Origin of the sequence: Roseovarius sp., assembly GCF_018066915.1 — a bacterium.
GTDB lineage: Bacteria > Pseudomonadota > Alphaproteobacteria > Rhodobacterales > Rhodobacteraceae > Roseovarius.
Map to the genome: position 1 here is coordinate 1 of NZ_JAGPVV010000040.1, position 22181 is coordinate 22181.

Sequence of the window (22181 nt, forward strand, 5' to 3'; positions counted from 1 at the left end):
CTTGCGCTGAAATTGGTCTGACTTTTTTGTCAAATTGGATATGAAAGAAAGTCCAATCCTGCCCTAGCGTTAACCCTTGCATCTGTGGGGTGCCACATTGGCTTGCCCTGCAAACGGAGTAACGCGATGGACGGCAGCAGACCGGAAACAACTCGGCACCATCCCTATTGGCACGATCAGGTCGGCCCGATGCCCGTCCTGCCGGTCGATCCACCGCACGATGCGGATGTATTGATCGTGGGGTCGGGCTATACCGGGCTGAGTGCGGCCATCGCCACGGCACGCGGCGGGCGCAAGACGGTTGTGATCGACGCCGAGGCCGCTGGCTTTGGGTGCAGCACCCGCAATGGCGGCCAGATCAGCACCAGCGTGAAACCGTCGCTTGAAAAGCTGACCGCCAAATTCGGCGCACAAAAGGCGCGGGCCATTCGCGGCGAAGGCGAACAGGCACTGAAATGGATTGGCGAGTTTATCGACGCCGAGGGGATCGACTGTGATTTCCGGCGCGTTGGCCGCTTTCACGCGGCCCATACCCCCGCTCATTATGAAACGCTGGTGCGCGACGCCGACCAAATGCGCAAGGGCGAAGGCATCGAGAGCTTTGCCGTGCCCCGCGCCGAACAGCATCGCGAGATGGGCACGGATTTCTATCATGGCGGGGTGGTCTTTACCAAACATTGCTCCTTGCATCCTGCCAAATATCATCGTGGGCTCTTGATGGCGGCCCTCAAGGCCGGTGTCGAGGTCGTGTCGCATTGCCCCGTGGGCCGGATCGAAAACACAGGGTCCGGCTTTCGCGTGCAGACCGCCAAGGGCGAGGTCCGGGCGCGCGACGTGATCGTGGCCACCAACGGCTATACCGGGGCCCTGACCCCTTGGCTGCAACGCCGCGTGATTCCGATTGGCAGCTATATCATCGCCACCGAGGAATTGCCCGAGACATTGATCGACGAGTTGTTCCCGACCGACCGGATCGCCAGCGACACTTGCAAAGTGCTTTATTACTATCGCGCCTCGCCTGACCGGCGGCGCGTCCTCTTTGGCGGCCGTGTCTCGGCGGCGGAAACCGACACTTCGGTCAGCGCACCGCTGCTCTTTGAGAGCATGATCCGCATTTTCCCGCAGTTGAAGACTTGCGCAATCTCGCATTCCTGGCATGGCACGGTTGCCTATAGTTTCGACGAATTGGCGCATACCGGCGTTCACGACGGGGTGCATTACGCCATGGGCTATTGCGGTTCTGGCGTGTCGATGGCGGGCTATCTGGGCATGCGCACCGGCCAAAAGGTGCTGGGCCTTGCCGAAGGCAAAACCGCCTTTGACGACCTGCCGCACCCGACCCGCCCGCTTTATACAGGTAAGCCATGGTTTTTGCCTGCGACCGTCGCCTGGTATCGCTGGATGGACAAGAGACAAACCCGCCGGGCCATGGTCACAGAGCCATCTCGACTTTGAATTTTCGCTGAACCACGCCGAGCCAGCGAAACATGACAACAATCGGCACGCGTCGCCATTTCGCGGCATTCCAACAGGAGAAAGACAAGATGAGAAAGACATTTTCCCTCACCGTCGCCGCCACGCTGCTCGCCAGCGCTGCTCTGGCCCAAGACACGGAGATTACCATCGCGTCCTGGGGCGGGTCCTATCAGGATGCACAGAGCAAAGCCTTGTTTGAACCCGCCTCTGCGGCGACCGGCGTTACGGTCAAACAGGAAACCTATGGCGGCATGGCCGATGTGCGCCTGCAAGTTTCGACCGGGCAGGTGACGTTCGACATCGTGGCGAGCGGATCGGGTTCTGCGGCGCGCGCGGGTGCCGAGGGGCTGTTGGAGCCGCTGGATTACAACGTGATCGACGTGTCCAATTTCTATCCCAATCTCTATTCCGACTATTGCGTCGGGGGTGATGTGTTCTCGACGGTCTATGCCTGGAACACCGACACCTATGGCGAGAACGGCCCGCAAAGCTGGGCGGATTTCTTTGACACGGAAAAATTCCCCGGCTCGCGCGCCTATCGCGGCTCCGTCGCAGGCGCGCTTGAACCGGCGCTGATGGCCGATGGCGTGCCGATGGAGCAGGTCTATGAAGTGCTGAGTTCGGAAGAAGGGATCGAGCGCGCCCTCAACAAGATCCGAGAGTTGCGCCCCAATATCTCGGTTTTCTGGTCCTCTGGCGCGCAGCATGCCCAGTTGATGAAGGATGGCGAAGTCGACATGACGACCGGCTGGAATGGCCGTTTCGATACCGCTGCGGCGGATGGGGCCAAGGTGGATTACAGCTTCAATCAGGCGCTGCTCGACTACGACTGCTTCGCAATCCCCAAGGGCGCGCCGAACAAGGATGCCGCGATGCAGTTCCTCGCCGAAATCTCGAAACCCGAGTATCAGGACGATCTGCCCAAATACATCACCTACGGCCCGACCAACAAAGCCGCCTATGACACAGGCGAGATCAGCGCAGAGGTCGCGGCCAGTCTGCCGTCTTCGCCCGAGAATGCGGCGATGCAACTGCCCATCTCGCTGGAATGGTATGCAAAGTGGGAAACTGTTGCCGCCGAGATGTATCAGGAAATGCTGACCGAATAACCAGCATAGCCACACAAGAACAGACGGGCGCTGCGGCGCCCGTCTGTGCCAATGGACCATTCGGAGGGCAGCAACTTGACCAACATCGCCACGGAAGCGCTGCCGATTTCGGTGCAGAACGTCACCAAGACCTACGGGGCGGTGCATGCGCTCGACGATGTGTCGCTCGAGGTCAAAAGCGGCGAGTTTCTGACACTTCTGGGGCCGTCGGGGTCTGGCAAGACCACGCTCTTGATGGTGCTTGCGGGCTTTACCCGGCCTGACTGCGGCAGTCTCAGGTTCGGCGACCGAGAGGTTATCCGCACCCCGCCGCATCTGCGCGAGGTTGGCATGACCTTTCAGAGCTATGCGCTCTTTCCGCATATGACCGTGGCGGGCAATGTGGGCTATCCCTTGCGTCTGCGCAAACGACCCAAGGCAGAGATTGCGGAACGGGTCGAGCGGGCGCTGGAAACGGTGCAGCTTGGCGGCTATGGCCCCCGGCGCGTCGATCAGCTCTCTGGCGGACAAAAGCAGCGCGTCGCGGTGGCGCGCGCCATCGTATTCGAGCCGCGCATCCTCTTGATGGATGAACCCCTGTCCGCGCTCGACAAGAAACTGCGCGACCAGATGCAGATCGAGTTGCGGCATCTGCACGAGCAACTGGGCATGACCACGGTCTATGTCACCCATGATCAGCGCGAGGCGTTGACCATGTCCGACCGGATTGCCGTGGTGAACCATGGGCGCATCATGCAACTGTCGACACCCCGCGATCTCTATGAACACCCTGCCAATCGCTTTGTCGCGGACTTCATCGGCGATTCCACATTTCTGACGGTCAACCGCGTGGGCCGTGATGTGACCTTTGCAGGCGTGCCGCTGATCCATCAGGGGACCTTGCCCGACACGCCATTGCTCCAACTGATGATCCGCCCCGAACGTATTGTGCTTTCGCCCGGCGGACCACGGGAAGGGGCCAACAACTTTGCCGCCACCGCAACGGATGTGGTCTATCAAGGCGACAGCTTTTTGCTGCACGCACGGTTGGACACGGGTGAAATGGTGGCCTTGCGCGGCGCGGTGCGGGGCAGCAATGCAACGTCACTGCCCCGGTTGGGCGACCATGTGACCCTCACGCTTGCCCCCGAAGACACGGTGTTGATCGACGGGAGCCAGACATGACCGCGCAGGCAGCAAGGACCAACGCCGCCGGACTGCGCCGCGACGAGCGGCTGGAGCGGCTGGCGCTCTTTGGTCTGAGTTCACCGGCGATCCTGCTTATTCTCGTGGTTCTGGTCCTTCCCGTGGGCTGGTTGTTCTATGTCTCGTTCATCGGGGCAAACGGGCAATTCTCGCTTGAGAATTACGAGCGGATGATCAGCCGCCGGTCTTATCTGCGCATTTTCGTCACTACCTTTCAGGTCAGCCTGTTGACCACCGGGCTGTGCATCCTGATCGGCTATCCCTTTGCCTATTTCATGTCGCAACTGCCCAGTCGCCTTGCAAATCTGTGCCTCATTACCGTGCTCTTGCCGTTCTGGACGTCGCTGCTCGTGCGCACTTACGCATGGCTGGTGCTGTTGCAGAAACAGGGATTGATCAACAACTGGGCGATTTCGCTCGGTCTCTGGGATGAGCCGCTCAAGATCGTGCACAACATGACCGGCACATTGATCGGCATGGTGCATATCATGCTGCCGTTTCTCATCCTGCCGGTATACGGCGCGATGAAGGCGATTGACCGCGATTACCTCAAGGCGGCGGCCAATCTCGGGGCAAGCCCGCGCATGGCGTTCTGGACCGTGTTCTTTCCGCTCACCACACCGGGGCTTTTTGCCGGGGCGCTGATGGTTTTCATTCTCTGCCTTGGTTTCTTTGTCACCCCGGCGGTGCTGGGCGGGGGCAAGGTGATCATGGTCTCGATGCAGATCGTTTCGAACATCGAATTATTCGTGAACTGGGGGGCGGCCAGCGCCTTGGGCGTGGTGCTGCTTGTGCTGACGGTCGCGATCCTATGGATCGCCTCGCGGTTTCTCAACCTCGACCGGATGACCGGAGGTGGCCATTGATGCGCAACTGGCTGAAATCCCCCGCCACCGACACGCAAGTCACCCATGGTCAGCGCCTCTGGCTCTATGTCTTTGCGGTGATTGTCATGATCCTGTTGGTGACGCCAACGCTGATCGTGATCCCGATGTCCTTTTCGGACAGTCAGTATCTAGAGTTTCCGCCAGAGGTCTGGTCAACCCGCTGGTATGACAATTTCTTTGGCTCTAGCGAATGGATGCAGGCGGCGCGCACCTCGTTTCAGACGGCATTTCTGACCATGATCGTGGCCACACCGATTGGTGTGCTGGCGGCCTATGGGCTCCACAGCTCTCGGTTTGCCTTTGTCAGACTCGCCTTTGTCCTGATGATCACACCGATGATGGTGCCGCTGGTGCTGGTGGCGATCGGCGCGTTCTACGCCTATGTGAAACTGAACATCCTCTACACCGTAACCGGATTGGTTCTGGCCCATACCGTGCTGGCCCTGCCTCTGGTGGTGATTGTCACTGGCTCTGCGCTCAAGGGCTATGACATGAGCCAGGAACAGGCCGCGCGCAGTCTCGGCGCCCCGCGCTGGAAGGCGTTTCTGACCGTGACCCTGCCACAGATCCGCTTTGCGGTCGTGACCAGCGCGCTTTTGGCCTTTCTCACCTCGTTTGACGAGGTGGTCGTGGCGATGTTCATCTCGGGCGGCGACAACCCGACGCTCACGCGCAATATGTTCAACGCCCTTCGCGATCAGATCGACCCGACCATTGCGGCCATTTCGACAATCATGATCCTTGTGACAACCGTGATGATGGTGCTGGTGCAGGTATTCGGCCAAGACAAGAAGAGCACAGAGTGAAACACCGCGCCTTCTAATACGTGACATGCCTTCCCCAAGACAAACTCCGGAGTCCTAGATGATCGACCTCAAGACGTATCAAAACCTCGCCACCCAGCCGCTTGGTGCCTTCGCCCCCAAGCCGACCAGCCTCACACCGGGGCAGGAAGAGGCGTCGGTGCAACTCTGGGCCTCTGACGATGGGCGGACCAAGATCGGCGTCTGGGAATGCACGCCGGGGCATTTCACCGCCGACCGCACCTCAATGGGCGAATATTGTCACATCATTTCAGGGCGCGCTTCGGTCACCAATGCCGATGGGCAGGGCACGCGCGATATAGGCCCCGGTGATCTCTTGGTCCTGCCTCAGGGATGGACCGGCGAGTGGGTGATTCACGAGCATATGCGCAAGCTCTATATCCTCAGCACATCCCCCACCTCTTGAACTGCAGAGGGTTGAGGCTCCGGCTTGGCCCGGCTGCTATGGCCGGGCCTGCCAGTGTGATTTTCTGCGTTACCAGGAATTATACCCCAGAAACTTGCCCGACATCTCGACCTTGACGCGGTCGCCCTTGGGGTTGGCCACGCGCGTGATCTTCATGTCGAAATCAATCGCCGACATGATGCCATCGCCAAACTCTTCCTGAATGAGCGCCTTCATCGTCGGGCCGTAAACGCCCACGATCTCATAGAGGCGGTAGATACAGGGATCGGTCGGCACCGCCTGTTCCCAGATCTTGGTGGGATATTCCTCCAGCACCGAAACTGCCTCCTCCGGCAGATCGAGCAGGGCAACCAGCGCCTCGGCCTTGGCCTTGGGCATGGTGTTCATGCCCATGCAGGCCGAGTGGGTCCAGACCGGCGACATGCCGATGCCCTCTGCGATCTCTTCCCATTTCATCCCGGTCTTTTTCTTCGCGATCAGGATCAGGGTGGTCACATCCTCCTTGGTCATCAATGCGGGCATGTGCAGATTGTCTTTCATGGTGTCCTCCATCTTTTCGGTCTCAGGTGAAAATAGCTGTCACAGGTTCACGGCGCGCAGCCGTCGGGCCTCGCCGGTCTCGTCTTCGGGCGGCGTGCGGTCGATCCTCACGGTTTCGGGTGTCTGAGCCGCGCCATCGGAGGCGCGCCCGGCCAATTCCTTTGACCGCTTGCCAAGGAACTGCACCAGATGGTTGCGGATCGGGTAATAGTTGGCATGCTCCACAATCTCGGTCCGGTTGCGCGGCCGCGGGATCGTGATTTCAACCGACTCCGCCACGCGGGCAAAGGGACCGTTGGTCATGAGCAGGATACGGTCCGCCAGCAGGATCGCCTCGTCGATGTCATGGGTGATCATGAACACGGTCTGCCCGGTGCCGCCCCAAATCTTGAGCAACTCATCCTGAATCGTCCCCCGCGTCAGCGCATCAAGCGCGCCAAACGGTTCATCCAGCAACAAGAGCTTGGGGTGATTGGCAAAGGCGCGGGCAATCGACACCCGTTGCCGCATACCGCCCGACAATTGGCTGGGCTTGCGGTGGATCACGTCCCCCTCCAGCCCCACCATCGCCAGATATTCGCGGGAATGATCCAGCACCTTGGCCTTGGACCAGTCAGGATGCCGCGCGGCCACTCCAAAGCTCACGTTTTTCAGCGTGCTGAGCCACGGCAGCAGGGAATAGTTCTGAAACACCACCCCCCGGTCCAGACTTGGGCCCGACACCTCGAACCCATCCATCTTGACCACGCCGCTGGTGGGCTCTGCAAGGCCCGCGAGAATGTTCATGATGGTGGATTTGCCACAGCCCGAATGCCCGAGAATGCAGACGAATTCGCCCTTTTCCACCCCGAAGGTGGCGTTCTCGAAGACGGTCATTGTGCCGCCTTGGCCATCCGGATAACACTGGGTCAGGTTCTCGATCGACAGAAACGGTTTGCTCATCTCACGGCTCCTTATTCCGCATAGGCCACGGCGCGCTGGAGCGTGGCAAAGGCCGCATCCAGCATCATGCCGACAATGCCGATCATCAGGATCGAAAAGATGACCGAGGTCAGGTCGAGGTTGTTCCACTCGTTCCAGACGTAGTAGCCAATGCCCGTCCCCCCCACGAGCATCTCAGCGGCAACGATGACGAGCCACGCGATGCCGATGGAAATCCGCATGCCGGTGACGATGGTCGGCGCGGCCGCAGGCAGGATCACCGTAAAGGCGGTCTTGAAATGCCCCAGTTCATGCGTCCGCGCCACATTCACCCAATCCTTGCGCACGCCTGCCACGCCAAAGGCGGTATTGATCAGCATCGGCCAGATCGAGCATATGAAGATCACGAAAATGGCGCTCGCCTCGCTGTCCTGGATGATGAAGAGGGCCAGCGGCATCCACGCAAGCGGCGATATGGGGCGCAACACCTGAATGAACGGGTTCAGCGCCTTGTAGGCGACCGGCGACATGCCGATCAGAAACCCGAGCGGGATCGCCACCAGCGCCGCCATGAGATACCCCGACAGCACCCGGTAGATCGAATACCCGATCTGAATCCCGATCCCCTTGTCGTTGGGTCCGGCATCGTAGAATGGATTGCTCAGTTCCTCCCATGCCTTGGCCATGACCTGTGAGGGGGGCGGCACGCCTGCCTTCTGTGCGCCCCCACCGGTCAACCGCTCGTATTCGGTCAACTCGCCTGCGGCCTTTTGCGCGGGGATCGCCATCTCCCAGACAAAGAGCCCGACAAAGAGCATCACCACCGAGAGAAGCAAGGCGCGTTGGTTCAGCGACAGAGTTGACATCGCTCAACCCTTCCCGATGGCAAAGCTTTTGACATAGGCCTCGGGCTCTGCCGGATCGAATGTCTTGCCCATGATCGTGTGCGATTTGTAGGTGATGTCGGGGGCGTCATAGCCCAGATCGTTCATCACCTTCTTGGCATCGGCAGCAAGATAGACCTGTTCGGCCACAGCCTTGTAATCAATGTCATTCTCGATATAGCCCCAGCGCTTCATCTGGGTCAGGATCCACACGCCCATCGAGTGCCAGGGGAAAGGATCAAAGTCGATCCGGTTCGGAACCTGCTGCACCGCGCCCAGACCATCGGCAAAGGTGCCGGTCAGCACCTGCTCGATCACTTCGACCGGCTGGTTGAGATAGTTGGTGGGCGCAATCGCAGCAGAGATTTCCTTGCGGTTCTCAGGCTTCGAGGCGTATTGCGTGGCGTCGATGATCGCCTTGAGCAGCGCACCATAGGTGTTGGGCATGTCCGTGGCAAAACTGAGCGGCGCGGCAAAGGCGCAGCAGGGGTGCCCCTCCCAGATTTCCTTGGTCAGAAGATGGATAAAGCCGATCCCCTCCCAAACTGCGCGCTGATTGAATGGATCAGGCGAGAGGTACCCGTCAAGGTTCCCGGCACGCAGGTTCGCCACCATCTCGGGCGGCGGCACCACGCGGATCTGGATATCCACATCGGGATCAAGCCCATGTTCGGCCACGTAATAGCGCAGCAGGAAGTTGTGCATCGAGTATTCGAACGGCACCCCAAAGGTGAAGCCCTTCCATTGCTTTGGATCGCGCTTGTCCAGATGCTCGTTCGACAGCACGATGGCTTGTCCGTTGATGTTCTCGACGGCGGGCATGATGTAGGGAACGGCGGTCGAGCCTGCGCCAAGCGTCATCGCGAGCGGCATCGGCGTCAGCATGTGGCTTGCGTCATATTCCCCCGAGAGCGACTTGTCGCGCGCGACGGCCCAACCGGCGGTCTTGATCACGCTCGCATTCAACCCGTAGCGCTCATAAAACCCCATCGGCTGCGCCATGATGATCGGCGTGGCGCAGGTGATCGGGACAAAGCCGATGTTGAGGTCGGTCTTTTCCGGCGTGCCGAGATTGTCCAGAATGGCCGCCTTGGCCGCATCGAGCGGGAACACCGACGCGAGCGCCGCAGCCACCGTGCCGCCGCCCATCATCCCCATGAACGACCGCCGCCCGATGTCGCTGTGACCGAACACCGACCGCACCACGGCGCTTTCGACCGCGCGCTCCAACATCGCCTCAGAGGACATGACCGGCGCGGCAGAGGAATGCGATGCGCTCTTGCAGGTGTCGCACCCGCAAGACGCCCCGTGGCGCAGGTCATTCTTTTCCGAAAATGGGTCGCCAAGGCTCTTCATGGTCATGTCGTGTCCTTTCGCTCAGATGCCGTTTGACCCATGATCCGACGAAGTGACCATGTGCAAAAGGGGTGCGCCTATTTTTTAAGCACGATATATTTGTGTTTAATTACAATATAATAACATAAATCACCCATGACGATTCATTACGGATTCTCGTAATTTACGAGATCTCGTATTGCAGTGCTGCGCTGCGGCGGTGTTTGCTCATGTCATGCGAGAGATGCCGACAACCCCCGATTCCCTGCTTGATGCGCTGGCCGAGGCGGCGCTTGTGATCGACCTTGTCGCCGACCGGATCGTCGCCGCCAATCCTCGCGCCCGTACGTTGCTGGATCTGGAGCCTGTGCCCGGTGCCACCTTCTCGCCTCTGGTCGGGGCCAGCCTGCCCGGCTTTATCGTGCTGGTGGATGAAATCGCCCATCGGGGCGAGGCATGGAGCCGCGACATTACCCTCGCAACGACCAAGGGCACGCCGCTGCGTGTCGAAATCCGGGGCAGACTGGTCAATGATGCGCCGTCTCTTCTCGCCCTGACCCTGCTCGATCTTGAGGAAATGGAGCGGCACGACCGCATCACGCAGGCCGCCGAACTGCACCGCTCGGGTCTGCTCGAATGGCGGCGCGCGCAGGAATTCTTTTCCGAACTCGAACGTCAGAACCAGTTGATCCTGAATGCCGCCGGCGAAGGCATTTACGGCGTCAACGCGGATGGCAAGACCACCTTTCTCAACCGCGCCGCGCAGGAAATGCTGGGATGGACCGCCGAGGACCTCTTGGGCCACGACATTCATTCCGTGATCCACCACCACCACCTCAACGGCGATGTGTATCACGCCCATGACTGCCCGATCTATCAATCCTTCCGCTTTGAAGAGGTCAACCGCATCGAAGACGAGGTGTTCTGGCGCAAGGATGGCAAACCGATCCGCGTCGAATATGTCTCGACCCCGATCTACGATCAAAATGTCCTTGCAGGGGCCGTCGTGATCTTTCGCGACATTACCGAGCGCAAGGAAAACGAACGCAAGCTGCGTGAAGCGATGGCAGAGGTTGCCGCCCTGCGCGACCGGCTGGAACAGGAAAACGCCTATCTGCAAGAGGCGATCACGACCGAACGCGCGCATCACAACATCATCGGCGCCTCGCCTGCGGTGCGCCAGACCGTGCAACGCATCGACCTCGTGGCGCGCACCGATGCCACCGTGTTCATCAGCGGCGAGACCGGCACCGGCAAATCCCTCGTCGCCACCGCCATTCACAAGGCAAGCCCGCGCGCGCGCCGCCCCCTTATCCATTTCAAATGCGGCTCTGTCGCCCCGGAAGAGGTGGAGGCCGAATTATGGGGTCAGGTGCGCGGTGCCCCTAACGGGGCCACACGCGACAAGCCCGGCAAGCTGGAACTGGCGCATAGCGGCACGCTTTTCCTCGATGATGTCGAGGAACTGCCCTTCGAGATACAGGGCAAACTCTTGGCCGCCTTGCAAAACAGCGCCGTGACCCGTCTGGGCGATACCCGCACAAAGCCGCTTGATATCCGCGTGATCGCCGCGACCACCCTGTCAGACAAACAGGCCCGCCGTTCTCATCGCATCCGCGAAGACCTCTATCTGTTTCTCAACGTGTTCCCCATCACCTGCCAGCCGCTCCGCGACCGACAAGAGGATATCCCCCTTTTGGCCGCCCATCTGCTCAAGATCGCCTGTCGCAGGCTCAACCGCCCGGAACCGGTATTGACCGAAGGGGTGGTGCAACAGCTTCAGTCCTACGACTGGCCCGGCAATGTGCGCGAACTTCACAACGTGATGGAACGCGCCGCAATTGTGTCTCAGGATCGCAAGCTGGTGGTCGAACTGGGGGGGCTCGGGCCGCAGGCCGAAACAGGCCGCTCCTTTCGGACCGAAGCCCAGATGCAAGACCTTGTTCGGGTCAACCTGATTGCCGCCCTGCGCGAAACACGCGGCCGCATTGCAGGCCCCTCCGGGGCGGCGGCATTGCTTGGCGTCAAACCCACCACGCTCTATTCCCGCATCGGCAGCCTGAACATCGTCGAGGCTGACTGGGCCTGATTCCCTTGGCGCCGCAAATATCTGCGGTGCCTGTCGCAGCTTGACCTTACGAACAGAAACGCGCGCTCGATCCCGGCACCCTCCACGACAAATAGCTGATTTTTTAGAAAAACCGGACGGTTACTTTGGCATTGTCGGGTGACGTCAAAGCGATGGCAAAGTCATAATCCATCAAAAACCACCGCGTTCACGAAAAATATGGATAAATTTACAACCCTGTGTAATATGAAGTTACGTTAGGTAATCTATTTCCGTTCAATGCTGCGGCATACCCCAACGCATTTTGGTTCCCCCCATTCATTTTAACGAAAGGATTTCAGCCATGGCGAAATCAATCACGTTTACTATTGATGGTCCTGTCGACACGCTGATCAAGATCACGGAACTGCCGGACGGAACGCTGAGATTTGACATCAACGTTCTGGGCTCGGGGCTATTGGGTGATCTGCGGGGCATCTTCTTTGACATGGTCGACCTTGACGCCACAACGGCGGGGCTCACGGTCACGGGCATTGACGGCAGCGAAGACATCATCGGCCAGACCGTGTTCGACGAAGGCGCGGTGTCGAGAGTGCGCAACGATGTGAACGTCAATGGCAGCGTGCTCAAGCAACAGGGCCGGTTTGATGGCGGCATCGAATTTGGCACCCCCGGCAAATCCAAGGATGACGTTTCCTCCGCCAGCTTTGTTCTGTCGGCCTCCGAGCCTCTGTCTCTCGACAGTTTCGATCTTGCGGATTTTGGCCTGCGCTACACCTCCGTCGGCACCGGCAACAAACGCGATGGTAGTGAAAAGATCGCCGGAGATGCCAGCGGCGTCGCCCGCAATGACGCGTGGGAAGTTGATGAAAACTCCAAAGGCATGGTGGATCTGCTCGCCAATGACACCAACGGTGTGCAGGCAGATGGCACGCGCAAAACGGTCATCAGCGTTGTAGATTCAGTTGGCGCGCTTGATCCGGTCGCCGGGGGATTCCAACGCACGGTTGAGATCGGGGGCCTCGTGCTCGGCACCTTGTTCTTCACCAGCGACGGTTTCGCGAAATTCGTGGCTGACGGCGCGGACGTGGACAAGCTGGCGCATGATGACATTCGACAGTGGTCCTTTACCTACGAAACCCAATCCAGCACGGGCAATCTCACCACGGCCGATGTCGTGCTGACGATCGACGGCCAGAACGATCAGCCCGAGGCCTTTGATGTGGCGCTGTCCGTCGGTGAGGATGACGCCTTTGACACGGTTCAGAGCGGTCAGTTCGGCCCCCTCACCGGCGATGGCGTGACGGGCAGTTTCATTGGGTCAGACATTGATATCGGGGATGTCCTGTCTTTCCAGATCATCTCGGCCCCGACGGATGCTTTCGGCAATCAATATGGCGAGGTGGTCAACAACGGTGACGGCACCTTCACCTTCAACCCCACGGATGAATTCCAGTTTCTCGATGCGGGCGAGACCCGCGATGTGACATTCCAATATGTCGCCATCGACGATTCGGGCGTCGGCACCTCGACCACCCCGCCGGAAGAGAGCGATACCTCGGCCCCGTCCACGATCACGGTGACGGTGATCGGCGCGGATGACGACCCCATTGAGTTCACCGATCAGTTGCTGTTTGAGACCGACAATCAATCCATGTTCGGCACCGGTGCCGCGCTGGTCTTTCAGCCCACCTTGCCGTTCTTCGGCTTCAATACCGGCTCGCAGAGCCTCAACGCTACGATCATCCCAAGCTTTACCTTCGCGGGCGACGTGCTTGAGGGGCTGCTGGACGGGATCGAGGCAGTTGTGGATGCCATCGCCGATTTCGGGTGCACGATTGCCGGCATCTTTGGCGCGGATTGCGACGCGGATGTTGATCTGCCCTCGTCCATCTCGACCCCCGGCGTGCGGACCGAGGGCAACTTTGCCGCAATGGTTGGCTTGCAGCCCTATTTCTCGCTGAACACCGGCGAGGTGGACGCCTCTGTGCCGGTCGATGTTTTCTTCAGCGCGCCGCGTCAGGTCGAGAATGGAGAAACCTTCTCGATCAGCAGCGCCTACTCGCTCGACGGCGGGTCCACATTTACAACCATGTCACCCAATGTGAATTTCGGCATGGATTTCGTCTTTGATCTCGATACCGCGCTTGATCTCATCATCGGCAGCTCGCGCTTTGACATCTGGGATATAGACACCGGAAATGACCCGAACTTCACCGGCGAACTTGGCCTACCGGGCTTCAACATCTTTGATGCCAGCGGCGAGGATCTTGAATTGTCGGTGCCTCTCGGCCCGCTCGACCCGTTCTTTGACCTCGACCTCAACTTCCCGGTCATCAACACGACCGGCACCTTGGATGCCCCGGATGGCAACACCCTCAGCTCTTCGGGCAGCGATGATGTCGCGGCCCTGACGGCTGATCTCGATGCCTTTGCGTCGCAACTACTGTTCGGCTTCCCCTCGGCCTTTGGCAACAGCGACTCGTTCGGTCTCTCGACCAGTGTCGCGGGCGTCAATCTCAACCTGTTGTCGGTCGAATGGTCTTGGGATCTTGTGTCCCTCGCCCTGACCACGACCCTGGAAACGCTACAGGACTTTTCGCTCAGCATCGAGGATCTCCCCCTGATGGCGATGCTCGAGGACGGCTCGATCATCAACGGCTTCTCGCTGGGCGATGACATCACGGTCAACACGCCCACCACCGGCGATTTTGATCCCGACCTGTCGGGCAATGCCGACGGTCTGATCGACGTGGACATCGCCGTGGATATGGAGGCGTTGTTCGCCAACGATACCTATCTCGGCCTTGATCTCGACCTCTTTGCAGGTCTGCTGCAATTCAGCGCCGGGATCACCTCGGACTTTTTCGACGGCCCAAGCGTCAGCCTGTTTGACGGGATCATTCCGTCGATTGACGGCAACAACGACGGCTTCCTGCTCGGCAACACATTCTCGCTGCTGGAGGATGTGCGGCTGGCAACGCTGTTTGATGAAGAATTCGATATCGAAGGTTGGAACACCGCCAACACCGATACGCCGATATTCTTCGACGTCGCCTGAGACCGGTGAAAGCTGTTTCAAAGAATGCGATGCGCGCGCGAAACCGGGGCGCGCATCGTCCCCTTATCTTCCCCGTAAGAGCGCCCTGATCACACGGTCTCTCAAGTCATTAAACCGGCAGGCTGTTCAGCGCCAGAAACACCAAGGCCGACACGAGCGCAGCCACAGGCACCGTGACCACCCAAGCCGCGATGATCGTCATGAAATGCGACCGGCGCACCAATTTGCGCCGACGCCGCTCTTCGGGCGCGATACGCAGTTCGGGTGCGTTTGCCATCTTGGAGTTGCGCAGGCGGCGCTCCGCGTCCCATTCGCGAAAGAACCCAACCCCAAACACACCGCCCACGGCGATATGCGTCGAAGAGACCGGCAAGCCCAGCCAACTGGCCACGATAACCGTGAACGCCGCCGAGAGCGCCACGCAATAGGCGCGCATCGGGTTCAGCTTGGTAATCTGCGAGCCAACCATACGAATGAGCTTGGGACCAAACAGGAAGAGGCCAAAGGAAATGCCAAACGCGCCGACAATCATCACCCAGAGCGGAATCGACACCTTGGCCGTGATGGTGCCGAATTCCGCCGCATGGACAATGGCAGCCAGCGGACCCACCGCATTGGCCACATCATTGGCCCCATGCGCAAAACTCAGCAGCGCCGCCGAGATCACCAGCGGCGCGCCAAAGAGCACCTTGAGCGATTTGTTGCGGTTCTCCAGACCCTGTGACTGCCGCTTGATCAGCGGGATTGTGACGATCCACGCCGTCACCCCCAGCACCAGACCGGTGGTGACAGCGGTCCCGAGGTCGATCTTGACCACCCGGCTCAGCCCCTTCAACGCCAGATAGGTCGCAAACGCCCCGACCATGATCCCGATGAGGATTGGCACCCAGCGACGCGCGGCGGCAATCTTGTCCTCGCGGTAGATAATCCGCGATTTGATGAGCGCGAGGAAAAGCGCCGCAATCACCCCTCCCAGTACCGGAGAGATGACCCAAGAGGCGGCAATCGCACTCATCGTGCTCCAGTTGACGGCGGACAATCCGGCGGCAGCAATCCCGGCCCCCATCACCCCACCCACAACCGAATGTGTGGTCGATACGGGGGCCCCGATCCATGTGGCAAGGTTGATCCAGAGCGCCGCAGAAATCAGCGCCGCCATCATCGCCCAGATAAAGACCTGCGAATCCGCGACGGTCACAGGGTCGATGATGCCACTGGAAATGGTCGAGACGACATCGCCACCCGCAAGCAGCGCCCCAAGCGTTTCAAAGATCGCCGCAATCGTGATGGCCCCGCCAAGGGTCAGCGCGTTGGCCCCAACCGCAGGCCCCATGTTATTGGCCACGTCATTCGCGCCGATGTTGAGCGCCATATAGGCCCCGAACACCGTCGCTGCGATCACCACAAAGTTGGTCGGGAATGCTCCAAAGGAAACCGCAGCGGCAAGCGCTGTCACGACGATGAACGCCAGAGCAATCCCCGGCGCCACCATGGGCCGGGCGACATATTGCGTCGCTGTTTCCAGATGAGAAAATCGCTGAAGATCCCGGTCAAGGGTCTCAAGATGTTTTGCGTCGTTTTGCGTGTCGCTCACAGCTTGCCCCCCGATGACTGGCTCGCTGGGGGCATAAGCAAGCGCGCCTTGGGTATCAACCGATTCCGTCACAAATTTGAAACAAAATTGTTACATTCTGCGCAGGATTTCCTGCAATTCGGGCTCTTGCACCATGCCTGCGGCGGCACTGGGACTGACCCACATGCGGCGGCGTTCCGCAGCTTCGGGATAGTCCGCGTCCATCTGCTCCACCTCAATCGCAAAGACCAGCGTTTCCACCGGGACCGGCAATCCCGTGGACAGCTCTTTTTCATAGCGATAGAGCCCGACCGCCTCTTTGGTCACGCAGCCAGACCGCACGCCTGCCTCTTCCCAGGCTTCCTGCAGGGCCGCACCTGGGGCATCCTTGCCGTCAATCGGCCAGCCTTTGGGGATGATCCAGCGCCCCGTGCCGCGCGACGAGATCAGCAAGACCTCTTTGTGACCACTGGTCTCTCGATAGCAGAGCGCCGCCACTTGAAGCCGACGTGGACGTCTGAAGAAGGCGCGCACCAATTCGGTCCATGTCCTGTAGATCGCGCTTGCCATGAACCCCACTGACCTCTGAAATATAGTCTTTTTATTCATACATTTATACAGATAACGCAGGGGAAATGCAATTGCTGGCCGTGGCGGGCCTGATCGCTGAGGGCGAGGCCATGCTTATCCCGGCGAGATCACGCCGTCCTTGCGCGTGTCCTAGCCCAGTTCCAGCGTTGCCACGGCGTGCAGCATGTCGCCGATTTCGGGCTCAACGCCACGATACATCCGGGCAGTCGCGAACCCTTCGACAAATCCGTTCTGCCGCAGCAAAGCGCCAAAGGCTACACATCTGTCCGGGACGTCGATGATGGCCAACGGCTCTGCCATAGTGGCGGCGGCCTGATGCGCGAGATGCAGCGCGGCAGCAGCATCGGGGGCCACGATCGGGCCGATCTTGACTCCCACCCGACACAGCCGCGCCGTGGCGAAACCGATCACATTTGCGCCCTCCCGCAACAGCACGGTCCGGCGCGTGGGTCCATTGCGCAGCCATGTGCCCAGATACCGCTCTCGCGACACGCCAGTCGCGGCCCTGTCGAGACAGGCAAGGGCGGCAAAATCCGCCTGCGCAGCCAGTGGCAACGTCAGAGCCTCGGTTGGAAAGGTGCCGGTCAGCCGACGGGTCCGATCCGCCAGCACAAAGCCGGACTTTGCATAATTGGCCTCTTGCGCGGGAACACCATCAAGGCCCACGGTCCGCCCGCCTGCATGTACAATGGCGTGCTGCCAGAGCGCAAAACCGATCCCCTGCTCGCGAAATTCCGGGCGGCAGAGGTAAAGCCCCAGAAAGGCATAACTTTCGGAGTGATTCACCACAGAAATGGCCGCGACCGGCTGACGATCCACCTCAGCCACAAAGAACCCTTGCGGATCGGCGGCATAAAAAGCCGCCGCGTCGTCGCGCCCCGGATTCCAGCCTTCGTCCGCCGCCCAATCAAGAATCTGTTCGACCTCGGGCAAGGTTGCGGTACGGCAGAGAAAACGCGTCATCGCTGCAAAGCCTCGCGCAGGGACATGGGCGGCTGGGTGACATTACGCAGATCCAGAGAGGCCACAAGATCAAGCAGATGGCTCTTCATCAGTTGCTCGGCCAGAGCAGCGTCGCGGTTGGCAAAGGCGTCCAAAAGTGCGTGATGCGCCTGAGTCTCGCACAGCGCGGCACGTCGACGCCAGTAGAGCGCGATGATCAGCGAGGACCGCGAGATCAGTTGCGAAATAAAGGCCTCAATCGTGCTCTGATCCGCGATGCGCGCGATTTCGACGTGAAACTGACCCGAGAGGAGCAGGGCGCGCCCATTCTCTCCGGCGTCCAGAGCGGCGTGCTCTTCGCGGATATTGGACCGCAAGCGCGTCAGCTCCGCTTCGGTCATGCGCAGGGCGGCGGAATGGGCCGTGCGCGGTTCGAGAAGTGATCGCGCCTCGAACACCTCGCGCGCCTCTCGCACGGAAGGTTGCGCGACAAAGGCACCGCGATTGCGCTTCAATTCGACCAGATGACGGTGCGACAGGGCCAACAAGGCCGCCCGCACGATGGTGCGGCTGATGCCATAGGCTTCGGCCAACTCGTCCTCTCCCAGCTTGGTGCCGGGGGGCAAGCGGTGTTCATGGATGGCGCGCTCAAGGTCGGCAACAACCGTGTCGCTGGTCCACACTCTGGTTTCGATCTTGTTCATGGTTTCCGGATCACCCATTCGCCCCTGACTATCTCTTTTTCCGATTCGCAGGGGAAGGGACAAGTGCGACAGTATGGTTCCCGTTTGCCGACATAATTGTATACAAAGTTGTGCTATTTTTTACGCAGGCCCCGCGCACATCGGCAAATAAAACAGGCGACGCCAGTTTTCGCCCCTCAGCGCCTGCAAAAACGCTGCCTCAAAGCAAAAGGGCCAGCACAGGGTAATCCCGACAGATGGCACGGGGGCCCTGATGCGCACAGGATACGATCTTGAACTGGTTCACCTGACCAAGCGCTATGGCGACACGGTGGCCGTGCGCGATCTGAACCATGTGTTTGTCAAAGGCAGTTATGTCTGCCTCTTGGGGCCGTCTGGCTGTGGCAAATCCTCGACCCTGCGGATGATCGCCGGGCATGAGGACGTCAGCGAAGGCGCAATCCTGCTGGATGGGCAGAACGTGTCGCAATTGCCGCCGGCGCGGCGGGGCACGGCCATGATGTTTCAGAACTACGCGCTCTTCCCGCATCTGTCGGTGCGCGACAACGTGGCCTTTTCCCTGCGCATGAAAGGCGTGGACAAGGTAACGCGCCACGCCCGCGCCAATGAATTGCTCGAACTGGTGGACATGACGCATCTGGCCGACCGGCTGCCTGCGCAGCTTTCGGGGGGCCAACAGCAGCGAGTGGCGCTGGCGCGTGCGCTGATCACGGACCCCAAGGTGCTCTTGCTGGATGAACCGCTGTCCGCACTCGACCCATTCCTGCGCATCCGGATGCGCACCGAGTTGAAAAAGCTCCAGCGCGAGTTGGGCATCACCTTTATCCACGTCACCCACGGTCAGGACGAGGCGCTCGCCCTTGCCGACGAAATTGTCGTCATGCACGACGCGGTGATCGCGCAGGCAGGACCCGCGCGCGAGGTCTGGGCGCAGCCGCGCACCGAGTTCGTGGCGCGGTTCATCGGCGGCCATAACGTGCTCGCCCTGCCCGGCGGCAAGGTCACGATACGCGCCGACGCGGTTTCGCTTGGGGCTGAGGGCATGCCCGCAACGGTGATTGCGGTCGAATATCAGGGGGCCTCGGTCTCTGTCACCGCAGCCACCGAAAGCGGCGAAGAGGTGCTGGCCCTCTTGCCGGAAGCACAATTCTTTCAATCCCCGAAATCGCCCGGTGAGGCCGTCAACCTCTGCTGGGACAAAGAGCGGCTGCACCGCCTCGAGGCCTGAGAGGCCAAATTACGTTTGAACTAGATCCACTGGACAGAGAGGAAGAGAACAATGGCAAAACCCAAGGTCGGTTACACCCGCCGCGCACTGCTCAAGACCGGGGGCGCAGCACTGGCTGCCTCCGCCCTGCCCACCCCGATGCTCTGGGCGCAGGACACCAAGGACATCGTGCTGCGCCAGTTCGGCACCGGCGTGTCGAACCTCAACGACGTGGCCAGCAAGGTCAAGGAAGACTTGGGCTTCACGCTCGAGATGACCGCGCTGGACAGCGACAGCGTGACCCAACGCGCCGCCACCCAGCCCGACAGCTTTGACATCGCCGATATCGAATACTGGATCTGCAAGAAGGTTTGGCCGACCGGCAACCTGCAGGCGATGGATACAGCAAAGATCGCCAATTACGACAAGATCGTCGGCATCTTCCGCTCGGGCAAGCTGACACCCGAGTCGACCATCGCCCAAGGCACAGCGCCACATACGGTAGGCTTTGTGGACGGTCCCGGCAGCACCAGCTTTGCCAGCGGGGAAACCGGCTGGATGACCCTGATCCCGACGATCTACAATGCCGACACACTGGGCATCCGCCCCGACCTGATCGGCCGCCCGATCGAAAGCTGGACAGAGCTTTTGAACCCCGAGTTCAAGGGCACGGCCTCGATCCTCGACATCTCGTCCATCGGCATCATGGATATGGCCATGGTCTGCGAGGCGATGGGAGAGGTCCAGTATGGCGACAAGGGCAACATGACCCGCGAAGAGATCGACAAGACCATGGCGATCTTTACCGAAGCCAAAAAGAACGGCCAATTCCGCGCCTTCTGGAAGACCTTTGACGAGAGCGTGAATTTGATGGCCAGCGGCGAGGTGGTGATCCAGTCGATGTGGTCGCCCGCCATCACAGCGGTCAAGTCGCGCGGCATTCCTTGCGTCTACCAACCGCTCAAAGAAGGGTATCGCAGCTGGGGCGGCGGCATTGGCCTGTCCTCGTCGCTGTCGGGAGTGGAGCTGGACGCGGCCTATGACTACATCAACTGGTATCTCTCGGGCTGGGTCGGCGGCTATCTGATGCGCCAGGGCTATTATTCGGCGGTGCCCGAAACCTCCAAGGACTTTATGTCCGAGAATGAATGGGGCTACTGGTTCGAGGGCAAGCCCGCCACCGACGTCATCACCTCGCCCACTGGCGACGCGCTGGCGCAGGCGGGCGAGGTGCGCGATGGCGGGTCGTTCAATGACCGCATGGGGGCTGTGGCCTGCTGGAACGCCGTGATGGACGAGAATCAGTACATGGTCCGCAAGTGGAACGAGTTCATCGCCGCATGATACCCTTCCGCCACGCGGATATTCAGCAATCGGCTGGGGGGCAATCGCCCCCCAGACCGCGCATCCCCATGGTCACACCCCAGCGAATAGAGCAGGCACAATGACGACCAACCGCCATCTTTTGGGCTGGCTTCAGGCAGCGCCCCTGACAGCGGTTCTATTGGCGTTCCTGATGGCGCCCATCGTCATGATCGTGATCGTCAGTTTCTGGGGGGCGACCGAGTTTTCGATCTACCCAGCCTTTCAGTTCGACAACTACGAGTTTCTGTTCGGCTCGGCCGTGACCTATCAGGTATTCGGCGCGACGCTGAAATATGCCCTCATCACCTGGGCGCTGACCCTCGCCATCGGATTTACCGTGGCCTATTTCCTGGCCTTCCACGTGCGCAGCCTGACGATGCAAATCGCGCTCTTTCTGATCTGCACGATCCCGTTCTGGACCTCGAATATCATCCGCATGATTTCATGGATTCCGTTTCTCGGCCGCAATGGCATTGCCAATCAGACACTCCTGTCCTGGGGCGTGATCGACGCGCCGCTGGAGTGGCTCTTGTATTCCGATTTTTCGGTGATCCTGGCGTTTGTGCATCTCTACACGCTCTTCATGGTGGTTCCGATCTTCAACACCATGATGCGGATCGACAAATCCCTGCTCGAGGGGGCGCGCGACAACGGCGCAAGCGGTCTTCAGACGCTGGTGCATGTGATCCTGCCTCTGACCAAGCCCGGCATCATGATCGGCACGATCTTTGTCGTGACGCTGGTCATGGGCGATTTCATCACGGTGCGCTTCATGTCGGGCAGCCAGCGGGCCAACGTGGGGCGGCTGATTTCCAACGATATCGCCCTGCTGCAATACCCGTCCGCCGCCGCGACCGCCGTTGTGCTGCTCTGCACCGTGCTACTGGTGATCGCGATCCTGCTGCGCTTTGTCAACATTCGCAAGGAGCTCTGAGATGGACCGCCGCCCCCGCAGCTTCTACATACTGGCCGCCTTTTTCGGCCTCTTCGTGCTGTTTCTCTATGGCCCGATCCTGACCATCGCCATCCTCAGTTTCCAAGGCCCACAGGGCGGTCTGACCTTTCCGATGAATGGCCTCTCGCTCCACTGGTTCCGTGACCTG

The 22181-nt window shown here is 60.1% G+C and carries 19 protein-coding genes and 1 pseudogene; 12 read left to right on the forward strand and 8 right to left on the reverse strand.

All coding sequences use genetic code 11. The features are described 5' to 3' along the window. Positions 1 to 189: 189 nt before the first annotated feature. The 6 genes from KBT70_RS02225 to KBT70_RS02250 all read left to right on the forward strand — a co-directional run bounded on the left by KBT70_RS02225 (position 190) and on the right by KBT70_RS02250 (position 5887). On the forward strand, positions 190 to 1455 hold the full coding sequence (locus tag KBT70_RS02225; RefSeq protein WP_296628313.1) for an FAD-binding oxidoreductase: 1266 nt from the start codon (positions 190 to 192) through the stop codon (positions 1453 to 1455). Between the two features lie 89 nt (positions 1456 to 1544). After that, positions 1545 to 2585 (forward strand): polyamine ABC transporter substrate-binding protein, encoded by a 1041-nt coding sequence (locus KBT70_RS02230; RefSeq protein WP_296628280.1) that lies wholly within the window; start codon positions 1545 to 1547, stop codon positions 2583 to 2585. Between the two features lie 51 nt (positions 2586 to 2636). Next, the gene (locus KBT70_RS02235; protein ID WP_296628282.1) at positions 2637 to 3749 is read left to right on the forward strand and encodes an ABC transporter ATP-binding protein; all 1113 of its coding nucleotides are present in this window, start codon (positions 2637 to 2639) and stop codon (positions 3747 to 3749) included. After that, a complete protein-coding gene (locus KBT70_RS02240; RefSeq protein WP_296628284.1) occupies positions 3746 to 4636 on the forward strand; it encodes an ABC transporter permease in 891 nt (296 codons plus the stop codon). Before KBT70_RS02235 ends, KBT70_RS02240 begins: the two co-directional genes overlap by 4 nt. Next, positions 4636 to 5463: an ABC transporter permease gene (locus KBT70_RS02245; protein ID WP_296628286.1), complete on the forward strand. Its 828-nt coding sequence runs from the start codon at positions 4636 to 4638 to the stop codon at positions 5461 to 5463. The genes KBT70_RS02240 and KBT70_RS02245 overlap by 1 nt, the downstream gene beginning before the upstream one ends. A 58-nt stretch (positions 5464 to 5521) precedes the next feature. Then, the gene (locus tag KBT70_RS02250) at positions 5522 to 5887 is read left to right on the forward strand and encodes a cupin domain-containing protein (RefSeq protein ID WP_296628288.1); all 366 of its coding nucleotides are present in this window, start codon (positions 5522 to 5524) and stop codon (positions 5885 to 5887) included. A gap of 69 nt (positions 5888 to 5956) precedes the next feature. On the opposite strand, the gene cynS is transcribed toward KBT70_RS02250, so the two are convergent. The 4 genes from cynS to KBT70_RS02270 are packed head-to-tail and all read right to left on the reverse strand — an operon-like array spanning position 5957 to position 9594. After that, positions 5957 to 6439: a cyanase gene (gene cynS, locus KBT70_RS02255; RefSeq protein ID WP_363269933.1), complete on the reverse strand. Its 483-nt coding sequence runs from the start codon at positions 6437 to 6439 to the stop codon at positions 5957 to 5959. A gap of 27 nt (positions 6440 to 6466) precedes the next feature. Next, positions 6467 to 7369 carry an ABC transporter ATP-binding protein gene (locus KBT70_RS02260; RefSeq protein ID WP_296628293.1) on the reverse strand — a complete coding sequence of 301 codons (903 nt, stop codon included), beginning with the start codon at positions 7367 to 7369 and terminating at the stop codon, positions 6467 to 6469. 11 nt (positions 7370 to 7380) lie between these two features. Beyond that, entirely contained in the window at positions 7381 to 8214 is an 834-nt protein-coding gene (gene ntrB / locus KBT70_RS02265) for a nitrate ABC transporter permease (protein WP_296628296.1), read from the reverse strand. A gap of 3 nt (positions 8215 to 8217) precedes the next feature. Then, a complete protein-coding gene (locus KBT70_RS02270) occupies positions 8218 to 9594 on the reverse strand; it encodes a CmpA/NrtA family ABC transporter substrate-binding protein (protein ID WP_296628297.1) in 1377 nt (458 codons plus the stop codon). A gap of 217 nt (positions 9595 to 9811) precedes the next feature. On the opposite strand from KBT70_RS02270, the gene KBT70_RS02275 reads away from it, so the two are divergent. Together KBT70_RS02275 and KBT70_RS02280 are read left to right on the forward strand one after the other, a co-directional pair. Continuing rightward, positions 9812 to 11656 (forward strand): sigma 54-interacting transcriptional regulator, encoded by a 1845-nt coding sequence (locus tag KBT70_RS02275; protein ID WP_296628300.1) that lies wholly within the window; start codon positions 9812 to 9814, stop codon positions 11654 to 11656. A gap of 322 nt (positions 11657 to 11978) precedes the next feature. Further along, a complete protein-coding gene (locus KBT70_RS02280) occupies positions 11979 to 14696 on the forward strand; it encodes an Ig-like domain-containing protein (protein WP_296628304.1) in 2718 nt (905 codons plus the stop codon). Between the two features lie 109 nt (positions 14697 to 14805). Here KBT70_RS02280 and KBT70_RS02285 read toward each other — a convergent pair whose 3' ends face one another. The 4 genes from KBT70_RS02285 to KBT70_RS02300 all read right to left on the reverse strand — a co-directional run bounded on the left by KBT70_RS02285 (position 14806) and on the right by KBT70_RS02300 (position 18506). Next, complete coding sequence (locus KBT70_RS02285; protein WP_296628315.1) at positions 14806 to 16188, reverse strand: inorganic phosphate transporter; 1383 nt, start codon at positions 16186 to 16188, stop codon at positions 14806 to 14808. 192 nt (positions 16189 to 16380) lie between these two features. Then, a complete protein-coding gene (locus KBT70_RS02290; RefSeq protein WP_296628306.1) occupies positions 16381 to 16839 on the reverse strand; it encodes an NUDIX hydrolase in 459 nt (152 codons plus the stop codon). A 150-nt stretch (positions 16840 to 16989) separates the two neighbouring features. After that, complete coding sequence (locus tag KBT70_RS02295; protein WP_296628308.1) at positions 16990 to 17823, reverse strand: GNAT family N-acetyltransferase; 834 nt, start codon at positions 17821 to 17823, stop codon at positions 16990 to 16992. Further along, positions 17820 to 18506 carry a GntR family transcriptional regulator gene (locus KBT70_RS02300; protein ID WP_296628317.1) on the reverse strand — a complete coding sequence of 229 codons (687 nt, stop codon included), beginning with the start codon at positions 18504 to 18506 and terminating at the stop codon, positions 17820 to 17822. The genes KBT70_RS02295 and KBT70_RS02300 overlap by 4 nt, the downstream gene beginning before the upstream one ends. 253 nt (positions 18507 to 18759) lie before the next feature. Between KBT70_RS02300 and KBT70_RS02305 the strand changes: the two genes are divergently transcribed. The 4 genes and pseudogenes from KBT70_RS02305 to KBT70_RS02320 form a co-directional block, all read left to right on the forward strand. Further along, the gene (locus KBT70_RS02305; protein WP_296628309.1) at positions 18760 to 19734 is read left to right on the forward strand and encodes an ABC transporter ATP-binding protein; all 975 of its coding nucleotides are present in this window, start codon (positions 18760 to 18762) and stop codon (positions 19732 to 19734) included. Between the two features lie 51 nt (positions 19735 to 19785). Beyond that, positions 19786 to 21057, forward strand: coding sequence for an extracellular solute-binding protein (locus tag KBT70_RS02310; protein ID WP_296628310.1), 1272 nt, complete (start codon positions 19786 to 19788; stop codon positions 21055 to 21057). Positions 21058 to 21157: 100 nt separating this feature from the next. After that, a complete protein-coding gene (locus tag KBT70_RS02315; protein WP_296628312.1) occupies positions 21158 to 22012 on the forward strand; it encodes an ABC transporter permease in 855 nt (284 codons plus the stop codon). 1 nt (position 22013) lies between these two features. Then, positions 22014 to 22181: pseudogene (locus KBT70_RS02320) on the forward strand (ABC transporter permease); the annotation flags it as partial.